This window comes from Gordonibacter sp. RACS_AR49 (assembly GCF_030418435.1).
Classification (GTDB): Bacteria; Actinomycetota; Coriobacteriia; order Coriobacteriales; family Eggerthellaceae; genus Gordonibacter; species Gordonibacter urolithinfaciens.
In genome coordinates this window covers 870564-889679 of the sequence record NZ_JAIUDM010000001.1, presented here as the reverse complement: position 1 = coordinate 889679, position 19116 = coordinate 870564, and the positions used below count along the sequence as shown (strand labels likewise).

General features: G+C 61.2%; 15 protein-coding genes. 11 read left to right on the top strand and 4 right to left on the bottom strand.

The genetic code is table 11. From position 1 onward, the window contains the following. Positions 1-7 precede the first annotated feature (7 nt). The 6 genes from LB310_RS03765 (at position 8) to LB310_RS03740 (ending at position 7594) form a co-directional block, all read left to right on the top strand. Positions 8-3340 (top strand): aminopeptidase, encoded by a 3333-nt coding sequence (locus tag LB310_RS03765; protein ID WP_301154565.1) that lies wholly within the window; start codon positions 8-10, stop codon positions 3338-3340. Between the two features lie 145 nt (positions 3341-3485). Then, complete coding sequence (locus LB310_RS03760) at positions 3486-3638, top strand: DUF5679 domain-containing protein (protein ID WP_166521699.1); 153 nt, start codon at positions 3486-3488, stop codon at positions 3636-3638. A gap of 505 nt (positions 3639-4143) precedes the next feature. Continuing rightward, on the top strand, positions 4144-4929 hold the full coding sequence (locus tag LB310_RS03755) for a ParA family protein (RefSeq protein ID WP_301154564.1): 786 nt from the start codon (positions 4144-4146) through the stop codon (positions 4927-4929). Then, positions 4922-5884, top strand: a complete 963-nt coding sequence (locus LB310_RS03750) for a ParB/RepB/Spo0J family partition protein (protein ID WP_301154563.1) — start codon at positions 4922-4924, stop codon at positions 5882-5884. Before LB310_RS03755 ends, LB310_RS03750 begins: the two co-directional genes overlap by 8 nt. 41 nt (positions 5885-5925) lie before the next feature. Further along, positions 5926-7065 (top strand): helix-turn-helix domain-containing protein, encoded by a 1140-nt coding sequence (locus tag LB310_RS03745; protein WP_301154562.1) that lies wholly within the window; start codon positions 5926-5928, stop codon positions 7063-7065. Positions 7066-7384: 319 nt separating this feature from the next. Beyond that, complete coding sequence (locus tag LB310_RS03740; RefSeq protein WP_287747546.1) at positions 7385-7594, top strand: hypothetical protein; 210 nt, start codon at positions 7385-7387, stop codon at positions 7592-7594. 83 nt (positions 7595-7677) lie between these two features. On the opposite strand, the gene LB310_RS03735 is transcribed toward LB310_RS03740, so the two are convergent. From LB310_RS03735 to LB310_RS03725, 3 genes are read right to left on the bottom strand one after another with little or no spacing between them, the layout of a single operon-like run. Further along, complete coding sequence (locus tag LB310_RS03735) at positions 7678-9528, bottom strand: P-loop NTPase fold protein (protein WP_301154561.1); 1851 nt, start codon at positions 9526-9528, stop codon at positions 7678-7680. Between the two features lie 35 nt (positions 9529-9563). Then, on the bottom strand, positions 9564-10481 hold the full coding sequence (locus tag LB310_RS03730; RefSeq protein WP_301154560.1) for a nucleotidyl transferase AbiEii/AbiGii toxin family protein: 918 nt from the start codon (positions 10479-10481) through the stop codon (positions 9564-9566). Beyond that, entirely contained in the window at positions 10481-11440 is a 960-nt protein-coding gene (locus LB310_RS03725; RefSeq protein ID WP_367316802.1) for a hypothetical protein, read from the bottom strand. Before LB310_RS03725 ends, LB310_RS03730 begins: the two co-directional genes overlap by 1 nt. Between LB310_RS03725 and LB310_RS03720 the strand changes: the two genes are divergently transcribed. Beyond that, positions 11382-11507 (top strand): hypothetical protein, encoded by a 126-nt coding sequence (locus LB310_RS03720; RefSeq protein WP_255375167.1) that lies wholly within the window; start codon positions 11382-11384, stop codon positions 11505-11507. The two genes, LB310_RS03725 and LB310_RS03720, sit on opposite strands and share 59 nt — an antisense overlap. A 181-nt stretch (positions 11508-11688) precedes the next feature. Here the strand turns inward: LB310_RS03720 and LB310_RS03715 are convergent, their stop codons facing one another. After that, positions 11689-13011: a Shedu immune nuclease family protein gene (locus tag LB310_RS03715; protein WP_301154558.1), complete on the bottom strand. Its 1323-nt coding sequence runs from the start codon at positions 13009-13011 to the stop codon at positions 11689-11691. Between the two features lie 595 nt (positions 13012-13606). Between LB310_RS03715 and LB310_RS03710 the strand changes: the two genes are divergently transcribed. The 4 genes from LB310_RS03710 (at position 13607) to LB310_RS03695 (ending at position 19113) form a co-directional block, all read left to right on the top strand. Then, positions 13607-14320: a hypothetical protein gene (locus LB310_RS03710; protein ID WP_301154557.1), complete on the top strand. Its 714-nt coding sequence runs from the start codon at positions 13607-13609 to the stop codon at positions 14318-14320. A gap of 314 nt (positions 14321-14634) precedes the next feature. Continuing rightward, a complete protein-coding gene (locus LB310_RS03705; RefSeq protein WP_301154556.1) occupies positions 14635-15030 on the top strand; it encodes a YraN family protein in 396 nt (131 codons plus the stop codon). Between the two features lie 193 nt (positions 15031-15223). Beyond that, positions 15224-16090 carry a hypothetical protein gene (locus tag LB310_RS03700; RefSeq protein WP_087431280.1) on the top strand — a complete coding sequence of 289 codons (867 nt, stop codon included), beginning with the start codon at positions 15224-15226 and terminating at the stop codon, positions 16088-16090. A gap of 65 nt (positions 16091-16155) precedes the next feature. Next, the gene (locus LB310_RS03695; protein ID WP_301154555.1) at positions 16156-19113 is read left to right on the top strand and encodes a DEAD/DEAH box helicase; all 2958 of its coding nucleotides are present in this window, start codon (positions 16156-16158) and stop codon (positions 19111-19113) included. Positions 19114-19116 lie beyond the last annotated feature (3 nt).

Genomic DNA, 19116 nt, shown 5'->3' with positions numbered 1-19116 from the left:
AAAGGGTATGCCGGAAATTCTAGACCACGTTGCATATTTGTCGCAGCAAATAGGCCCGCGTCCTGCCGGAACGGAAGAAGAGCAGCAGGCTGCGCTGTACATAACCGAGCAGATGCAGAAGGAAGCTGGCCTGTCGGCCGTCATCGAGGATTTCAGCGGTGCCGGAAGCGCCGATGCCCCCCGCGCGATCTGCTGTGGGGCCACTTTGGTCGTGGCCGTGCTGGCACTGCTCCTTTCCGTCATGGTTATCCCTGCTCTTATCGTGTCCCTGATTGCCTTGTTGCTGTTGGTTGCCGAGGTGCTCGACCGACCGGTGTTGTCAAAAGCATTCGCGCGGGGGGTCAGCCAGAATGTCGTTGCGAAATACGAGCCCGGCTACACGGCCGAGGCAGGCGGCTCGCGGCGCCGCAAGATCATTCTCGTGGCCCGTTATGACAGCGGCAAGGTGCGCTCCGAGTTGAAGCAGCCCTTCCTTTCGGCGCTGCCCGTGCTCCGTTGGGTGAACCTCGGTGCCATGGCGGCCGTCCCGTTGCTGCTTGTTTTGCGCGCGACGCTCTTCATCCATGCTGCCGGCACCACCGAGATAGTGCTCAACGTGCTCATGGCCATCGTGCTCGTATTCGTGGCGCTGCCGGTTCTTGAAGCGCTTGCACACAAGTTTGCGGCCTATAACGAGGCGGCGAACTGCAACGCCTCGGGCGTCTCCGTGCTGCTTGACGTGGCGCGTCGGGTGGGCCGCGGGCGGGTGAGCGAGGCCGAGCTGGCCGCGCGCGCCGAAGGGGCTGCCATCCATGGCGAGGAGGCTGCTCGTGCAGCCGGTCTCGTGCCCGAGGGAGTGGAGATCGTCTATGCGGCCTCCAACGTGAAACCTCCCGAGCTTGCTCCCCAAAGCGAGGCCGCCCGCCTGGCGGCCGCTAAGGCCGCCGTTGCCGCGCTCACGGGCAAGCCGGTAAGCGGTCGCCTGTCCACCGACTTGGCCGAGAATCTTGTCCAGGTGAAGGAGCCCCCGCTGCCGAGTCCGACCGACGTGGACTTCCAGACGCAGCGCGGCGAGACCCGCGAGGCGTTCACCACCATTCCTGCCGAGACGGTGCAGGCGGCGCTTGCGAACGCAGAGGCTGCTGCTTTGAACGGGGCCGAAGCCGCCGCAGCAGCTGCCGCGGGTATCCCGACATCCTTCCCGCCTGCTCCCGCACCGGCTGCCGAGCCCGTTTCCAGCGACGGGGTGCCTGATTGGTTCAAGAAAGCTCAGGAGAAGGCTAAGAAACCCGTCGACAACAAGCAGGTGCACCGCTCACGCTATGCCGATGCCCTTGATGCTGCTCTCGGCGACAACGCGGAAGGTGCCGCCGAGGAGCCTCCGACGCCGCCGTCCGACATGGAGGTGCGCCTTCAGAGTATGCGCGAAGGCATCATGGAGGTCAAAGCACCGCAAGCGAACCGCTCGGATGAATCTCCGGCGGGCGGGCAAACGGAAACCTTCGCGAACACCGTCGCCGTCGCGATGAACGGCGCCGCTCCCGAAACGGTTCCTGCGCAGGCTTCGGCGACCATGCCGGAGGTGCGCTTCGAATCTCATGACGGTACGGATGCCCCTGATACGGGTGCTACGTGCGCTATGCCGCCTATCGATGTGAGCGAGCTGCGCCTTGGCGACGTGCCGCCCATGGGAGATGTGCCCATGCCCTCGTTCCTCGATCCGGCGAAGGCCCAGGCCGAGAAGCTCGAGGAGCGCGGCGAGGTGAACCGCACCGCGAATCGCGTCGACGTGACCGCCGCGCCAATCGGCGACAGCGGCCGCATCGAGCTCCAGTCGGCGCAGGGCGCCCCTTCGGTGCAGCCCGCCGGTGCACCCGTACCTGTGTCCCCTGAAGGCGGCGAAGCTGCTCCTGCTTCGCAACGTCGTCCCATCGTTCTGCCCGACATCGGCGTAGCGGCTGCCAACTTGACGCCCATCACCGAGCTGCCCAAGCAGCGTGCCCCGCTCGCCGAGGCCGAGACCTCCGGCAAGAGCGCGGCTAAGAGCCTCCTCACCATGCTGCCGTCCATCGAGCCCGTATCGGATACCGCCACCTCTGCAGTTGGCGATGCTCCTGCGGTGCCGGCTCCCCAGCGTCCCGACCTGCGCGCAGCGCTTCCCTCGTTGTCCGGTGCCATCGCGCGTCCCGACGAGGCTGCCGTCAGCACAGCCGGTGCATTCGTCCCGGCCGGCGCCACCGGGGCGTTCGCCCCGGTGGGCGATGAGTTGCTCGAGAACGTCGATCCCGACGACATCTACGTGGATGATGCCGACGATTCCGCCTATGAGGGCGAGTACACCGAAACGGGTGCCTTCGCAGGTACCGGTTACGTGGAAATGCCGAAGTCGCGCGCGCATCGCTTCCTCGACAAGCTGCGTTTCCGCAAGCGCAAGGAAGAAGATGAGCCCACGCCTCAAGAATGGCTCGAAGTGGACGAAACGTTCGATGCCCGTACCGCCGGTGCAGCGCGCGGCGGTTGGGAGAGTTTCCGCGAAGAGCAAAGTGCCGCCCCGGACTACTACGAGGAAACGTACGAGGACGATGCCTACGTCGACGACGGGGAAGAGGACTCTTACCTGGCTCCCTTGGTGGGAAAGAGCCCCGAGGACACGTTTGCGGGCGTCACGAGCGCCTCTCCTGCCGCTGGTTTTGCCGATGACGATTTCTCGCTCGACGATGTGGACGAGTACGAGGATGACGCGTTCCGCTCCGATGCCGGTCGACGCTGGAACGGCGGTGGATTCTCGCGCCTGCGCATGGGCCGTGCCAACGACGTGACGCCCGAGGAGCTGAACCCCGAGGACGACCTGCTGGCCGCCCATCCGGACGACCCGGCGACGCCTCCCGAACTTAAGGAGATATACCAGTTCCGCAACCCCGACATCAATACCGAGGTGTGGTTCGTCGCGTTGGGCTCCGAGCTGGCGCAGCACGGCGGCATGCATGCGTTCCTCGCCGAGCACAACCAGGATCTGCGCGGCTCCATCATCATCGATGTCGACGCGTTGGGCGCGGGCGAGCTCTGCATGATCGAGCGCGAAGGAATGTATCGCAAGGCCAAGGCCTCCTCCCGCATGAAACGCTACACGAAGAAGGCATCGCAGGCCACCGGTCTGTCAATTGGCGCCGCGTCTATCATGTGGGAGGACAGTGCGGCTTCGATTGCAATCAAGCAGGGCTTCCAAGCTATGCACCTCGTCGGCATGGACGGTGCGAAACCGGCGTTCTTCGCGCAAGGGGACGATGTTCTCGAGAACATCGACGAGGAGACGTTGAACAACAATGCGGAATTCGTTATGGAGTTGTTGAAGAATATATAAAGGCGCGCCGGCATCCCCGGTGCGCCTGCATCGCGGTACCGTATAATGGCGGCCGTGTGTTGCTCGTAAGATTTCTTGAATCTCGCGCGTTCTCACGCGGGCGTTGCGCCCGATTCAACAAAGAACAGAAAGGTGTTTGGAAGCCATGGCTATTGAAGCGTATTGCGTGAAGTGCAAGGCCAAGAAGATCATGCAGGACCCCGTCGAGAGCACGACGAAGAACGGCAAGCCCATCACGAAGGGCAAATGCCCCGACTGCGGCACCACCATCTGCCGTATCGGCGCCGCGAAGAAGTAGCTCCGGCTCATCCAAATCCTTGGACGTACCACGGCCCCCGCGCTTCTGTTCGGGGGCCGTGGTGTATTCTGACCGGCTCGCGTCCATGGATGTTTCACGTGAAACATTTTCCGTCTGCGTGCTGCTAGTATTTGCGCTATAATCTGTCATCATGCGGGTGTCGCCAAGTGGTAAGGCCCAAGCTTCCCAATGTTTTGGCTGGCACGTTCCGCTCACTTCCCTTGCAAACCATTTTTTAAGTAATCCCACTTCAAAGGGCATTTTTACGCTCCCATTCCTTCAGTGGGAACGGCTTGCGAAACGGAAGAAACACTGGAAAATCCAGTCATCCTCCCGCGCTTTCCAACCGCGTATTCCGCATGGGGACGACCGTTCCCGAAGGAGATACGCGAACGCGCGGACGGTCGGCTGAAGGCCGCAGGGCGACAAGGCCCCGCCCCGACTGCGATTCCGAAACCTCCTGACCTCCCGAGACGCGGCAGCGCCGCAGATGGGAGGAAGAAAGATGACATGCAGGACGATAGCCGTCGCCAACCAGAAGGGAGGGACGGCCAAGACCGCCACGGCGCTGAGCCTAGGGGTCGCGCTCGCCAGGACGGGGAGCCGGGTGCTTCTCGTCGACGCCGATCCCCAGGGAGACCTGACGAAGTCCCTCGGATGGAGGGACCCGGACTCGCTTGAGACGACCCTCGCTACCCACCTTTCCGCCGCGATAGCGGGCTCGGACGACGACCCCGCGGCGGGGATGCTCCGCCACCGCGAGGGCGTCGACCTCATGCCCTCCAACATCGAGCTCGCCGCCATGGAGATGGCGGTGTTCATGGCGATGTCCCGCGAGCGGATGATGGGCGCCTGGCTCGCGCCCATCAAGGCGGACTACGACTACGTCATCGTCGACTGCGCGCCCACCCTGGGGATAATCCCCATCAACGCACTGGCCGCCGCGGACAGCGTCCTCATCCCGGTCTCCGCCGAATACCTCCCGGCGTCCGGCATGACCGGCCTCCTGAAGACCGTGGCGCGGGTCAGGAGGCAGATAAACCCCGGCCTCTCCGTCGAGGGCATCCTCGTCACGCTCTACGACTCCCGCAACAACCTCGCAAGGGAGGTCGAGCGCGCCGTCAGAGGGCAGTACGGGAAGGCGTACCGCGTCTTCGAGACCGTGGTGCCCCGCGCCGTCTCCGCCGCGGAGTCGGCCGCTGCAGGGGAAAGCGTATTCGCGTACGACCCCGATGGCAAGGTTGCCGCGTCGTTCGCCCGCCTCGCGGAGGAGGTGGAGCGCCGTGGCTAGGAGGAGGGCGGCGGTGCCGCTGCCGAGCATCGAGGACCTTTTCACGTCCCAGGAGGCGCGCGACTCCGCCGCCGCGGGCTCCGTGGAGCGCATCCCGCTCGGCCTCATCGACCCGTTCCCGGACCACCCGTTCCGCGTCGCCGACGACGAGGAGATGGAGGCCCTCGCGGAGAGCGTCGCCGCGTGCGGCGTTCTCGTCCCCCTGACCGTGGTGCCCGGCGACGGCGGCAGGTACACGCTCGTGAGCGGCCACCGCCGCAAGCGCGCCGCCGAGCTCGCGGGCCTCGAGGAGGCGCCGTGCATCGTGAGGGAGATGACGGAGGACGAGGCCGTCATCGCCATGGTCGACTCGAACCTGCAGCGCGAGAACGTCCTGCCGAGCGAGCGGGCCTTCGCCTACTCCATGAGGCTCGAGGCGATGAAGCGCCAGGGCGAGCGCACCGACCTGACTTGTGCGCAATCTGCGCACAAGTTCAACGGCCGGAAGTCCCGCGACGTGCTCGCCGAGGAGCTGGGAGTGAGCAAGGACAAGGTGCGGCGCTACATCAGGCTCACGCACCTCGTCCCGGGCCTCCTCGACCTCGTCGACGAGGGCAGGATGCGCATGCTGCCGGCCGTCGAGGCCAGCTACCTGTCCGAGGAGGAGCAGGGCTGGCTGCTCGACTCCATCTCCGAGTACGCCTGCACCCCGTCGCACGCCCAGGCGATCAAGCTGAAGCGCTTCTCGCAGGAGGGCTGCCTCACGCACGCCCTCGTGCGCTCGATCATGGAGGAGGAGAAGCCCAACCAGGTCGAGTCGTTCAGGATCCCCAAGAGAAGCATAGCCCGGTTCTTCCGGCCGTCCGCCACCCGCGAAGAGGTGGAGGCCCGCGTCGTGCGCGCCCTCGAGCTGCTCGAGCAGGCGGAGCGCAGGCGCGCCGCACAGGAGAAGGGAGGGGAGCCGTGGGAAATGTGATTCACAGGGGCAAGGGCTCGTTCACCCATGTCGAGAACACGGTGTTCTTCGACCGGAGCCTCTCCCTCAAGGCCAAGGGGATCTACTGCCAGATCCGCTCGCTCGAGGGCAACCCCGAATGGGTGTTCACCATCCGCGGGTTCGCCTCGCTCGTGAAGGACGGCGTCGACTCAGTGTCGGCCGGCATCAAGGAGCTCGAGTCGGCAGGCTACGTCGTCCGAGCCCGTAGGCGCGGGGAAGCGGGAAGATTCCTCAAGGCCGAGGAGGCCACCTGGATTACGCTCGACGACCCCGCGATGCACGACGACGTCGCCGAGGAGCTGCGTTCCGAGGGGTTCGCGATTCTCTCGGAGTTCACCCGCAAGGAGCGCGCGTCGAAAGGGCGCGGCAGCGCCGAGGAAGGCGGCGTAGCCGAAAAAGCCCAGGTTGTCCCCAGAACGGGAAAATCCGTATCTGGTCCGGCCACATCCGGGAAAGCAACATCCGGAAAACCCAGATCTGGAGAACCCGGCGCTATTAATTACTCATGGGATAAAACCCCTGAATCCAATCAACTACCCCTCTCCTCCTCCCCGCGGGAACCCGGGGACGGAGGGGAAGGCGGCGGCTTCGAGCCCTACAGGAGAGGCGAGTTTCCTAAGGAGTTCGAGAGGCTCTGCGCGATGTCGATAAAGCCCGTCGCCTCCCTCGGGTTCAAGAGGTCCTGCCTCGCAGTTTGGGAGAAGAGGGTCGCCGAGGGATACTTGCCGGGCCAGATCGCGGACGCCTACGCCGCATACGCCGAGAGCTACCGCGGCCGCAACGGCGACGACGGCAGGCTTGCGAAGAACCTGGCGAGGTGGCTCGAGGGCGACGACGGCCTGCCCGTGTGGTCGGACGACCCCATACCCCCCGACGCCCTGGGATGCGACGGGGAGCCCCTCGACATGGAGGGCCTCGCGAAGGCGGACCCGGGGTTCGCGAGGCTCTGGCGCAAGGTCGCCGCGCGGCGCAGCGTAATCCTGTCGCTGCTCTACGACCGCGACCCCGGGGCGTCAAGAGAGGAGTTCGAAGCGGAATGCGAGGCGGACGAGATGCTCGCGAGGCACATGGCGGCGTGCGAGGAGCGCTACGGGCGCTACCTCGCCCTGTGCGGCTCGATGGAGGGCGGCGTGTCCACAGGAGGGAGGGCTGCGTCGTGAGGATCGTCGTGCGCTTCGCCCGATGGCTCTTCAGGGCCGTCTTCAGGTTCATGTAGGAGCCCCGCCGGCCGCTTCCCGTCTGCAGCCCCGGACAGCGCCCGCCTCGCGGATTTTCCGTAGGGACGGGAGGGCTGCGCTTATAATGAGACGGTCACCCTAATTGAATATTCGTACGCCAAATACCGGACAGAGGGGCATCTGCCGTTTTGGGTATTTGGCGTACATTTCCCAACAGGGTGACAACTGAGGTGGATGCCTCTCTCTTCATGCCCCTGAGGCCTTCTTCCCTCGGTGACGAGCGCCTAGGAAAGGACGCCCTATGAAAGGCACCCCATTGAACACCCTACCCAAAGAATCCATCGACGCAATCGTGCGCTCGACTGAGCGCATCGAAGGCGCGGTTTCAATCCTCGCGATGCTCGAGGAGAAGGCGGACGAAGGGCGCGTGACCCCGTCGGAGATAGCCGCCGTGAGGTGCGTGCTCGAGAGCTGCGCGGCGGAGCTGGATGGAGCATGGGCAAGGCATTAGGCCATCGTCCTTGCCGTAAGGCTGCCATCAGAAGCTCTTCTGCAGAACCTAGCCGCCTTTCAACTTGGCAAAAGCTGCGTGTCCTAGATATCGGCAAGATATTCGAGGCTCTGGGATATGGCGCCGAAATAGATTCGTTGGAAGTGCTCCTTGGCCTCAGCCTTGCCAATCTCCGATCCGAGCCTTTTGGCCCAAGCTGCGAGGGCCTTCCTGTCCTCGCTCTCGAGCGAGGCGAGGCGTGATCCCATGAGGTCGTCCGGAGAAAGGACCCTATGCACAAGCTGAATGTCTTTGGGAGGCATCTCCTCCATCGCCCTCACGAAGAGGGAAGCGTCGAGGAAGATGAGCGACAGGATAGGTTCCGACCGATCGTCTGATTTCGAGAAAGTCAGATAGAGCTTCTCCGCGAATTGGTCGGGGGCGTTTCTCAAGACATTGTCGAGAGACTTCGACTCCCGTTCGTGCAGCGTCGTCAAGGCGAGCTCCCTCAGTCTGTCGACCTCCTCCAAAGCCGGAATCTCGTACGCTCCGCTCGGGTCGAAAGGAACCTCCTGCCATTCGACTCGATTCTTTCCGATCGATCTAACTGCAGACTCGGGGTCAAGCTCGATGGAGGACTCCATCGCCTTGACGAGCAGTGCGATTCCCTCGGGAAGGGCGTCAGCAAATTCCCCCGCAATGCCTTTGACGGCACGCAGGGCGTCGGGATAGACGTCGAACGACAAGCCGCGGCCCCCGTCCCCGGGGACGATCCCGGCGACTATAGTCTCCACCATGCCAGGGACATCGGCGTCGCGGAAAGCTGCGTATCTGATGCTGTCGATGCATTCGAGAGCTTTCCGCGCGGCCGGCCCGTCGGGATAAAAGGTCGCAAGGTAGTCTTCCAGGCAGGAACGGACATGCTCGGAATCGACCCCCTCGCACCTCTCGAAAAAGCGGGGAATGAAGTCCAGGGCGGCGTATTTGAGCCGGCGCGACTCGAAGATGCCTCCCCTAAGGACGGAGTCCTCCCGGCTCGACGGCGGCTCAATGCGCTTCCCCTTCGCCGCCCCTGCTGCAAAACCGCAAACCTCCCTGAAGACCGCCCTGGCAGACTCTGGGTCGGCTGGTTCGGCGAAGAACCCGGATTCCTTCATCCCGACCAGCACAGGGCGCATTTTGCTGAGGGACCGGAAGTTCGGCGATCCGCTTCCCCTTATCGCCGAGGCGGCGTCCTCGAACGCGCTCGGGTACATGCCGTCCAGAACATCCCCTAGGACGCGCTTCACGACCGAGTCGACCGAAGGCCTGAACCGGCACTTCCGCCAGACGGTCTTCTCGATGAGGTCGTCGTACTCCCCGGCCGTCCCCTTCGCGCCCTGGCCCTTCTCGTCCTTCGGCTCCACCCTCTTCCTCCACTCGTCCTCGTTGCAGACGAGGACGACCTTCTTCCCGCAGGCGACGACGAGGTGGTCGACCGCCCCGAGCAGCTCCCTGAGGCCCATGCCGCACCTCTCCACGTCGTCTATGACGAGGAGGGCCTCGGGTCCGATGATGAGGTTCACGGCGTTCAGCGGCGCCATCTTGAGGTCGACGCCCGCCCTCTTCTCCAACTCCCTGATCTTCTTCCCGAGGAACGACACGCCCGTGTCCTTGGCGAACTCGACGAGCGAATCCCTCCTGCTCCTCTCCCCGCCGGCCGTGCGCCCTATGGCGTATTTCGAGATGAAGCCAGCCTCGATCGCCCCGCATAGCTCCGCTAAGTCCTTGGCGCCGTAGGCGGACGCCACTACAACGGGATGCCGGTTTTTACCTGCCTCCAGCTTCTCGGTCAGTGCGTGCTCGACGAAGTAGGTTTTCCCGCATCCCCATTCCCCGGTAAGCATGAGGGCGTACGAGTTCTCCTTGTCTTCGAGGTACTCCCTCACGACGCCGATGATGTCGTTCTCGTCCACCTTGGTCGCTCCTTATCCGCCGTCTGCTTTCTTTCTTACCCTTCCGATAGCTGCGCAGGGACCCACTCCAGAACTTCCGGATTCCATTCGAGCCCTTCGACTTGCCGCTTTATTGCCGGATCGACGCACGTCTTGACGACCTCTTCGGCATCCGCGACCCCGAGCCACCGGTCGGAAATCTTAGCCTCGGCCGCCGCCTTCCTGTACGCCCTCTCTCGGGGCCCGCGCCAGGAATCCGGCACCCCGAAGGCGTCGAGCGGGCCGATTCCCCTCACCCCCGCCTCCCTTTCGATGGCCCTCGAGAGGTCGGAGCCCGCCATGCCGTAGCGGGTCACGTGGAGCACGAGGTCGACGAGGTCCTTCACCCGGCTCGATTCCCTTCCGCCGTAGGCCTGCATGGTGGCGCACACCTTGTCCGCCACGGTTCTCTCCACGGGATAGACCAGGTAGTCGAACACGGCAAGGCCCTTCATGTCGAGCCTGTTGGCGGGCGTCACCAGGTCGGCCTTCCCGAGCTCGACGGGGTCGGCGACGAGGTCGACGGCTATCTCCGACTTGCGCCTGGTCCCGTCGAGGACGACCTCGAACCTCGCCCGGCAGCCGTCCCGGTACTCCTGGGTCGCGGCTATCTTGTTCGCCGAGATGAACCTGAACTCCATGCGGTCGCCGAGGTCCTTGGAGGCGAGGCGCTTGAGCTCCCCGAGGGCCTCCTCCAGGTCGTCGCCCCTGTAGAGGAAGTCCGTGTCGGTCGTGTAGCGGGCGTCGACGGTCCTGGCGAGGATCCCCCTGCCGCCCTTGAGCACGAAGGGCTTCCTCTCCTCGCTGAACACCCTCTCCAGCAGCCTGCCGGCGTAGAACCCCTCCACGGCGCGCCCGACGTCTTGCCCGGACTTTCTCGCCGCCGCCTTGACCGCCTGCTCCAGCGCAAGCGCGCTTCGGTACCCCTCGGCCATCATGCCTCCTCACCCATGGAGTCGCTGCCCTCTTCCTGCGCGTCGAAGGGCCCCGCCGCTTTCGCCAGCGCCGAGGCGATACCTTCGGTGGCAGGCTTCGCAAGTGCCGCGGTTGCCGCCGCGAAATCCTTGGCAAACGCCTCCGCTCCGGGAAGGCTCGCGCCCTTGACGACATCGGGGCGCAGGCTCCCGATCGAGTCGAGGAGCGTCCTCTGCATCGTCTCGAGGCTGGACGCGAGCCCGGCGTCTCTCAGGGCATCGAGGAGAAGGGCGCTCGCGTTTCCCGCTGCGGACCGGAACGCCTCGCTCCCGCATATGTCGACGATCGCGCTTCGCAGGGCATCGTTCGCCCTGTCGACCAGCACGTCGGACACGTTGCGCAGGACGAGGTCGGCTGCGAGGGCCGCGCCCCCTTCGGGGAAGCCGTGCCGTGACGCTATCGGGCCGAGGAGCTCCGAGAGCCTCTCGAAGTCGAAGGCGTGGGCGCGGTTCCTGGCGGCGTCGCGCATGAACCCGTCGACGAGGGAGGGGTCCTCGTCGATCCGAAGGAGGTCGAACACGGTCCTTTCGAAGCTCGTCGTCGGCAGCCCGTCGACCATCACGACGTCGGCCTCGTCGAGCGAGCACCCTAGGAATCTCATGTCCTTGCGCGTCGTCTGTTTCCTGGTCGCCGTGATGAAGGTGTAGGGCGACAGATGGAAGTCGCCGGTGCCCAGGGCGGCGGCCGCCGTCTCCGCCGCGACGACGGCGTCGAAGGGCTTTTTGGCGAGGCGCTCGGCCGCCGTCTCCTTGGGGAAGGCCGAGAGCCACGCCGCCTTGAGATCGGCGTGCGCGGGCTCGCTCCCCGCAACGAACCGGTAGACCCCGTAGCACATGGGCTCGGCGCGCATGGAATCGACCATGCGCGAGATCTGGTTGCGCCTGAACCCGAGCGCCTGCGCCTGGGCGGTGGTGAACATCCCCCATTGGGAGGCGGCGAGCTGTTCCAGCTCCGATATGTCAGATTGCTTTACCATGCTCCGATAGTTTACATCAATGTAAACGAACTTAGCATTATGATATCCGACCTAGGGATGGTTTCCGCCGCGGCATCGGGAGCGCGCCGTCTCACCTCTCCGAGGTGGGCGATGCCGCCCCCCCCCCGAAGTCCGCACCCTGCTTCGCCCCGCCGGCCCCCATAGTCCTATTCTGAGCGTCTTCCATCTTGTTAGGATGGCGCAGAATCTTGGGAACTCTCCAATGGGCCAAGGGCTTCAATCATCCTCTCGAGGCGGCGGAGAAGGTCGGGATAGGTGATGATGTCGGCAACATGCGAGTACTGGCGCCGAATGAGATCGAAATCGCGTTGCTCGGTTTCATCGAACTCGCAATTACCCATGAGTAAAATTCCCCGCGGGTTAACGAACCGTATCGCAAGGCCATCGGGAAGAAGGTCAGAATGGTTGCGAGTGAGAGCCGCTTCTCCTTCCCGTCCCCAATTGAGAAGGAGATGGATGTACTTCTCGATCTGCATTATCCCCCCGCTCAGCTCCCGCGCCGGGACCTTGTTGTCTCGGTACGGGGCCCGCATGAGAAGGTTGCGTTTGTCGAAAGCCTTCTTTATCTCGAGCACATCCGCGTTGCCAGAAGCGTCCACGAGTAGAAAATCCACTTCCCGCTTCTTGCCTGTAAGCGTGTCCTTTATTTTTGCTTTTGGGATTACGGCAACGTATTGAGGGAACAGAACGGGCAGTACGCATAGGATCCCTCTCTGCCAGCTTTCCTCAGGAACGGCCTTCCCCTGATTCAAAAGGCTGTGTAGCTGGGTGGCCGCTTCGCGCAATGCCGTAATCCTGCTCGCGTCTATTGTCGGGCTTCCAAGTTTGAAGCACGCTTTCGTTCGCCTACGCTCTAGAGATCGCCTGTATTGTGCCCCGTAGTCTTTTTTCAGGGACAGATAGTCTTGGATATAGCTTTCTATCTGAGCGTCGCCGTAGCGCTTTAGGGTCGCTGTAGTTGGAAAGCCATCCAGCAGCTCCTTGAAGGTCTCCTCCGGAATTGCCCTTTCATCATCACCGCCGATGGCGATGAAAGCCTCCGAGTCGTCGAGCATTGAGGCAATGCGCTCGATGACCGATGTGCGGCGCTCGTATCCAACGCAGAACAGTCTCCAATCAAGCCGAAGATTGGTAGCGAGCAGGATATCTCGTTCGCAATCGAATACGCGCCCGTTGACCCTGAAATAGCCCGGATTCGCTTCGTCGAGTACCGCAAACTTGAATACTAGGGTCTCGGTCAGGCCCTCGCACATCTCATCGACCAAGTCATCTTGAAGAAACGTGAAAACCCTCTTTATAGGTACTCTGGCGTCGTCTTGCGTGGGCGGGCGCTTCTGCTTGAGCTCGTCGGGCAGTGCTCCCGGGGTATATCGTCTGATGACGCCCGAGTCATCGAAGCTGATGCATAGCTTTGCGCAGATGACATCAAAGGAATACTCAGGTTCATAGCGGAAGAGAATCCTCTTATCATCCTTGTCGAACCTGATGGTCATGCACTGCTCCTTTCCGAGCGAGGCTCATTCGATTGAACCGAATGCGTTCTCGGCATTGTCTCGATGCTACCACGCTCGCTCCTCCCGATACGCCTGCGGATTTTGTTTCGCGCGACTTTCGACACCTGCGATATTCACCACGCGCAGGCGCAGCAGAACCCGATTTCGATGACCTGAATTTGGGCAGCGGCGAGTTCCCACCGCGTAACGACAATCCGCCCCGATCCTGACGCGTCGAATCGCTTCGCCATGCTTCGTTAGCTCGCACCAGTGTAAACAGACTTGGTATCGCGATGGTCAATCGAGAGCCAATTTGTGCCGCCATATCGGACACGCCGGCCTTCTCCTTTGGGATGGATGATGCCGTTTCCCGGAATCCGCACCTTCGTCCCGCCCCGCCCCGCACAGCCCCGTCGGACGCCATGCGACCGCAAGGCCCCTGCGGGCGCAAGGGCCGCGGAAAACCTTCCGCCTGCGTCGGAAGCTCGAGCCTCCGGTTTCCCCTTCCCCCCTTGCACCCGGAAGCGCCTTGCGGGCTGAGGCCGCCAACGGGGCTCGGCACAGGGCGGAGCCAGGGAAGCGAAGGAGGTCCCGGATGGGAAACAGGGCGATCATCACCACGCAAGAAAGGAAGGTCGGACTCTACCTGCATTGGAACGGCGGCCGCGACACCGTCGAGCCGCTGCTTCGGTACTGCGAGCTCCAGGGCTACCGCCCGCCCAGCTCCGACAATTACGGGTGGGCCCGCATCTGCCAGGTCGTCGGCAACTTCTTCGGCGGCACGCTGTCGGTCGGCATCGGTCCCTACACCGACGACGCGAGCATGGACCCCGGGGACAACGGCATCTACGTCATCGAGGGCTGGAGGATCGTCGAGCGCCTCACGACGGAGTACGACGAGGGCTGGAAGCCCGCCGGCGTCCGAGACGTGGAGCCGTGCGAGGAGCAGCGCTCCTACGATTTCGACGAGATGCTGCGCTCCTTCGACGAGTCCATGCCGGAGGGCCTGCGCCTCGGTGAGTTCCTCGACTCCGTCGAGGTGCCGGTGGGCGAGCTCGAGATCGGCGACGAGGTGTGGCTGCGCGAGCACGAGAACGGCTGGAGGGCCTACCCCGTGGTCGGCTTCGGGCAGCCTGCCGGCAACGCGATCGCCGTCCGGGTGGAGACGCCCGACGGACGGGTCAGCATCACGTATCCCGACCTGCCCTACGTCGCCCGCTACGACCACGGTGGCGACTTCTCCTGGAACTCCAACAACTACGTACACGGGGAGACCGCCTGCATCAGGCCCCGTCGCGAAACGGCCTAGCGAAGCCCGGCCCGTCGGCTCCTGCCGGCGGGCCTTCCGGACGCATCGGCTCTCTTGCCCGCCTCGAGCATTCGCTTCCGCCCTCTTCCCCGCCGCAGCCCCTCCCCGCCTCGACCCTCCATCCTCGCCGCCGGCCCCCGCGGACGCAAGGGCCGCGAAAACTTTTCGCGCCAAGGTGCGATCGGACCATGCGCGAAAACTCGAGGCCCCTCCGGGGTTTCGCTTGTCTCCCTTGCGCCCGCAGGGGCAGTCGGCGGGAAACGGGTCACGAGGCGGGGCGAAAGGGGCTCCGCCGAACGACGAAGGAGGTCGAAATGAAGGATCTGAAGGAACGCGCAATCAAGGCAACGAAGCTCTTCCTCGAGCGCCGCGGCTACGAGGTCGTCGAAACGGGCTGGAAGTGCCCGGCGGGCGCGATCGACGTGGTGGCGACGGACGACGAGACCCTCGTGCTCGTTGAAGTGTCGGCGAGAACCGCTGCCGAGGGAGGCTTCCCGGAGAGCAGTGGCCCCAAAGACCGCGGGCGCCGCGAGACTGCCGCCATCGCGTACCTGGCGGAGCATGAGGGCGTCGACCGCCCTGTCCGCTTCGACAACGTGAGCCTGGTGGTCCTCAGCGAGGGCAAAGCCTTCCTCCGCCACCACATCAACGCCCTCTCCGACGCGATTCCGGACGTTGCCGGTAACGCGCTTCCCTCAGGGGTCGTCTAAGACCTCCTGGCTCCTCTCGAGAGAGCCTCGGCCGTCAGGCTGGGGCTCTCCATCGTCTCGAGCGTTACCTTATCGCTTTGCGGGTTGGCGTCCTCGAAATCGCTTCACGATGCACGAACGAACGTCTAGTCCGATCACCATGGAATATAATTTCGCTATATACGATTTGCGGCATGGGCGATTGGAGGAGCATTTGGCGATAGCCGATCCATCTGCACCAATCAATAGAGACAATATCCGGGATCTTCCTCGACCGAGCTATATTAAGTGGCTTCTGCGCGAGAAGAAACATGTTCCCGGGATTCCAACCGACTGCTATTTTCTTGATTGGACTATTGACGAAGCCGAACTTGAGGCTTGGGCCCTTCACGTAAGAAGGCATTACGTTCGTGACGACGAACTGCTCGAAGACAGCTCATTTAACGAGATGAGCGTAGAAGACTATCTCTCAACATTATGCATTCCGATGCGCTACGAGCGAGACAAGCGCGGACCGGCGGTCCGAGCTGGCGATTTCGCCGAAATTGTCGTTAGCGACTTGCTGCAGTTCATCGAGGGGTTAAGCGTTCCCCGATACAAACAAATCGAGAGAACCAATCCGAACATATCCGATCCAGGATCGGACGTAGTCGCATACAAAGTCGATGATCCCGGCAACCCGCAAAGAGACGACCTTCTGCTTGTTGTTGAAGTCAAAGCGAAGCTGACGGGTTCGGTGAAACTAGAGGAAGTTATTAAAAACGCCGGCGAGCATTCAAAGAAGGATGAGCCCGGTGAGGATTTTAGGGTCCCGTTTTCATTGAAGGCTATCGGAAAGCGAAGTAGGGCGGCGGGCGATGACCTCACTGCTTTGGAATGCAGGAGGCTTATGAACCTCACGGAGTATCCCCTTACTTTCAAAAGGGGCTCTGCGGTTATGGTTTCGCTGGAAGACGTCACCGCCCTCGAGGGCTATTCCCTTGAGTCCTTAGGGCTTTCGAAAGACGAGAGGCTGATTGTGGTCCACGGAAGCAAACTGATGGAACTAGTGCATAGCGTTTACGACAGGTGCGTGAAATGATATTCGGTAGAAGATCGGAACGAGGGTTGAAATACGCTCGAACCAGGGCAAAGATCGATGAGTTCATGGTGGACTCCGACGAAATGCCGGAATTCGCATTCGACTCTGACACCCTTTGCTTCGAAAGCGTTCTAGCAATTTCCGACGCTTTGGATCTTCTTTCGGAAAAAGGCGAGCTGGATGACGGACCCAAAAGAGATCTGTCCTATACGGCCTCTTTCCTCAATGCCGCCGCAAATGAAAATAGGCACGCTAAAAAAGCCGACAGCTACTGGGCTTTGGCCTGCACGGCATACTTCCTTCTCGGAAACTACGGAAGCTCAAAATTTGCTCTGAGTAGAATAAGCTCGAAGGACGTGTTGGGGCACAACGCACGTCTCTTTTTAAGCATAATAGACTACCTGTTCAACTGCGCAAAAGACGAATCGTTTCCGCTTTCCCTTTTTGTCTCATATATGGAAGGGCGCTTTGAAGACAAGCGGGAAGTGGCTGAAGAGGTGAGACAGAATCTGACCGAGGACAACGCAGCAGATAGCTTTTTTGCCGACGTCGTCAGCACTTGCACAGCCCTCTCCATGGAGTATGCTGCGGCAACTCTTCTTCCTCGTTATTCGGGGATACCCCTAAGTTCCTGGGAGCCGTCTCTAAAATCGAACAAGTTCGGAAAGCTCTTATGGCAAGCGCAACAGCGGATCGGGGAAAAGGGTGCTTTTGCGGGCAAGGATCTCTTCATTCAGCTTCCGACGGGATCCGGGAAAACCAAGAGCATCGAGCTGATTATTCGATCGAGGATTCTTGCGGGAGGCTGCGACACTTCGATTGTCGTTGCTCCGCTAAGGGCCCTTTGCTCCGAAATCTCCAAAGATTTGGAAGACAGCCTGGGTGACGTGGCGTGCGTTCGTCATGCGAGCGACATCTTCGAACTGGACGGTTGGCTTAATCTGGGTGATTCCAAGCCGGAAGTGCTTGTCTTCACCCCGGAAAAGCTGTCATTTGTGCTCCATCATTCCGAATTGAGGGCAACGGATATTGACCTATTCGTATTCGACGAATCGCATCTGATTGACAATGCGTCGCGAGGGCCCTCGTATGAACTGCTATTGGCAGAAATAATAGCGGCAAAGGAAAATGCCCAACTCGTCTTAATTTCCGCAGTGACATCGAATCCGGACAGGTTATCCGAATGGGCGTTCTCCGACCCCTCAAGATGTACCACTGGAGATGGGATCGAGTCCACGGAAAAGACGATAGGGTTTCTCTCCCGTAATACGGGCAGCATAGACTTCTTTCAATACGGAGGTTCTGCAGATCTGAATTATTTCCTCCCTTATCATATATCGGCTCTCACTCTTCCTTCGCCATCGCACGACGGAACGACAACGCAATTCCCCGACTTGAAGGCATCTGCCAAAAGACGGAAATCGGGCGACCTGGCTTTGTTCTACTCAATACGGTTGGCCCACGGGGGGCCGGCCGCCATCTTCATACCTCAACGCAGCAACGTCTGGGCTTTTCATGAACGTATAGCAGAATTAGCCTCCTTCGGCCTTGATTTCTCCCGGATTACCTCGCTTAGCGATCCCGAGGAGTTGGAGAGAATTGCGCGGTTGTTCGCATTGCACTACGGAGAGCATTGCGCCTTCTCGAAAAGCGCATCATCGGGAATACTCCCGCATTTCGGCACTCTCCAAGGCGCGCTCAAGCAGGCCATTGAACACGCTATGAGAACCGGGGCCGTGAGATGCGTCTCATGCACTTCCACGCTGGCGCAGGGCGTCAACCTTCCTATTCGATATCTGCTGGTTACGGACAGGTCAAACGGTTTCGAAAACACCACCGTAAGGGACTTCCAGAATCTTATCGGGAGGACTGCACGCGCCGGAAAATACAGCGAAGGAAGCATCATTGTCTGCGATGTCGATTTGGAGAACCAGCGTGCAAGAAGAGCTTACCGAAGGCTGTTCGAGGCTTCTGCAGTAGAAAAATGCGAGAGCGCGATACTCAGTTTGTTCGAAGATGTGACGTTGTGGGACAGGAAAGTGAAACGAAGGGTGAAAGGCTCGGATATAGCCAACTTCATTTTGGAGCATTTCGACGACGGCGACCTCGAATCGAAGCTCGTCGACGCTCTGGCATCAGCCTTCAGATGCGCGCCTGAGAAAATTAGCAGGAACGTTTCTGAGAAAATCACCTCGCTTGAAGCAGTGGAAAACTACGTTGCCAACATGGCGGATGCAAAAGGCGAGCAAATGTCGGACACTAAAACGATTTGCTCGAACACGTATGCCTATTTCTGCATGGACGATGACAAGCAAGAGCTTCTGATTAAACTCTTTGAAGCAATCTACGACCACTTCGAAGAGCAGAATGGCGAGCAGAGGATTGCGATGGTGGCGAAAACCCAAGCGGGAATTCGTAAGTCGACCGCGCTGCGAAATTGGATAGTTACGGAAGAATGCTCCTCTTTCCTGAAAGGCGGCTGCAGCAACCTTGCGCTGCTCATCGATGCGTTTTTCGATATTGAGCATCCGAATCATCAAAAATGGTTGACTGCTCAAGGGCTTGCCGCTATTGCCCGCATGTGGATAGAGGGCGCGAACATTGAGTCAATCCTCGCACAGGTTGAAAACGATTGCGCCTCGTCGAAGCGAAGCCGTCCGAGCTTAGAATCGATCAGCAAGGTCACCGCAGAAACCGTAAGCTATGATTTGTCCCATTTCGTCTCGCAGGTTAGTGACGCCTCGTCGATTGTTCTCGGAACCAAAGAGCACGAAGAAAACCTTCTTGCACTCCAAAAGCGTTTAAAATACGGCGTGAGCGGGATGGTAGAAGCCCAGCTTTGCGAAGAGCTCTTTGACGACAGACTGGTTGTCAAAGAGATCGCCGCTGTTTTAGGGCCGTCTGCAACGAATAGAAGCGCGGCCTTAAAACTGAATGCCTTGATAAAACGAGCGCAGATCGAACATGTATTGGAGCCCTATCCCAGCTTACTGATGAATCGTTTCCGAACCTGGCTAGCGTAATCT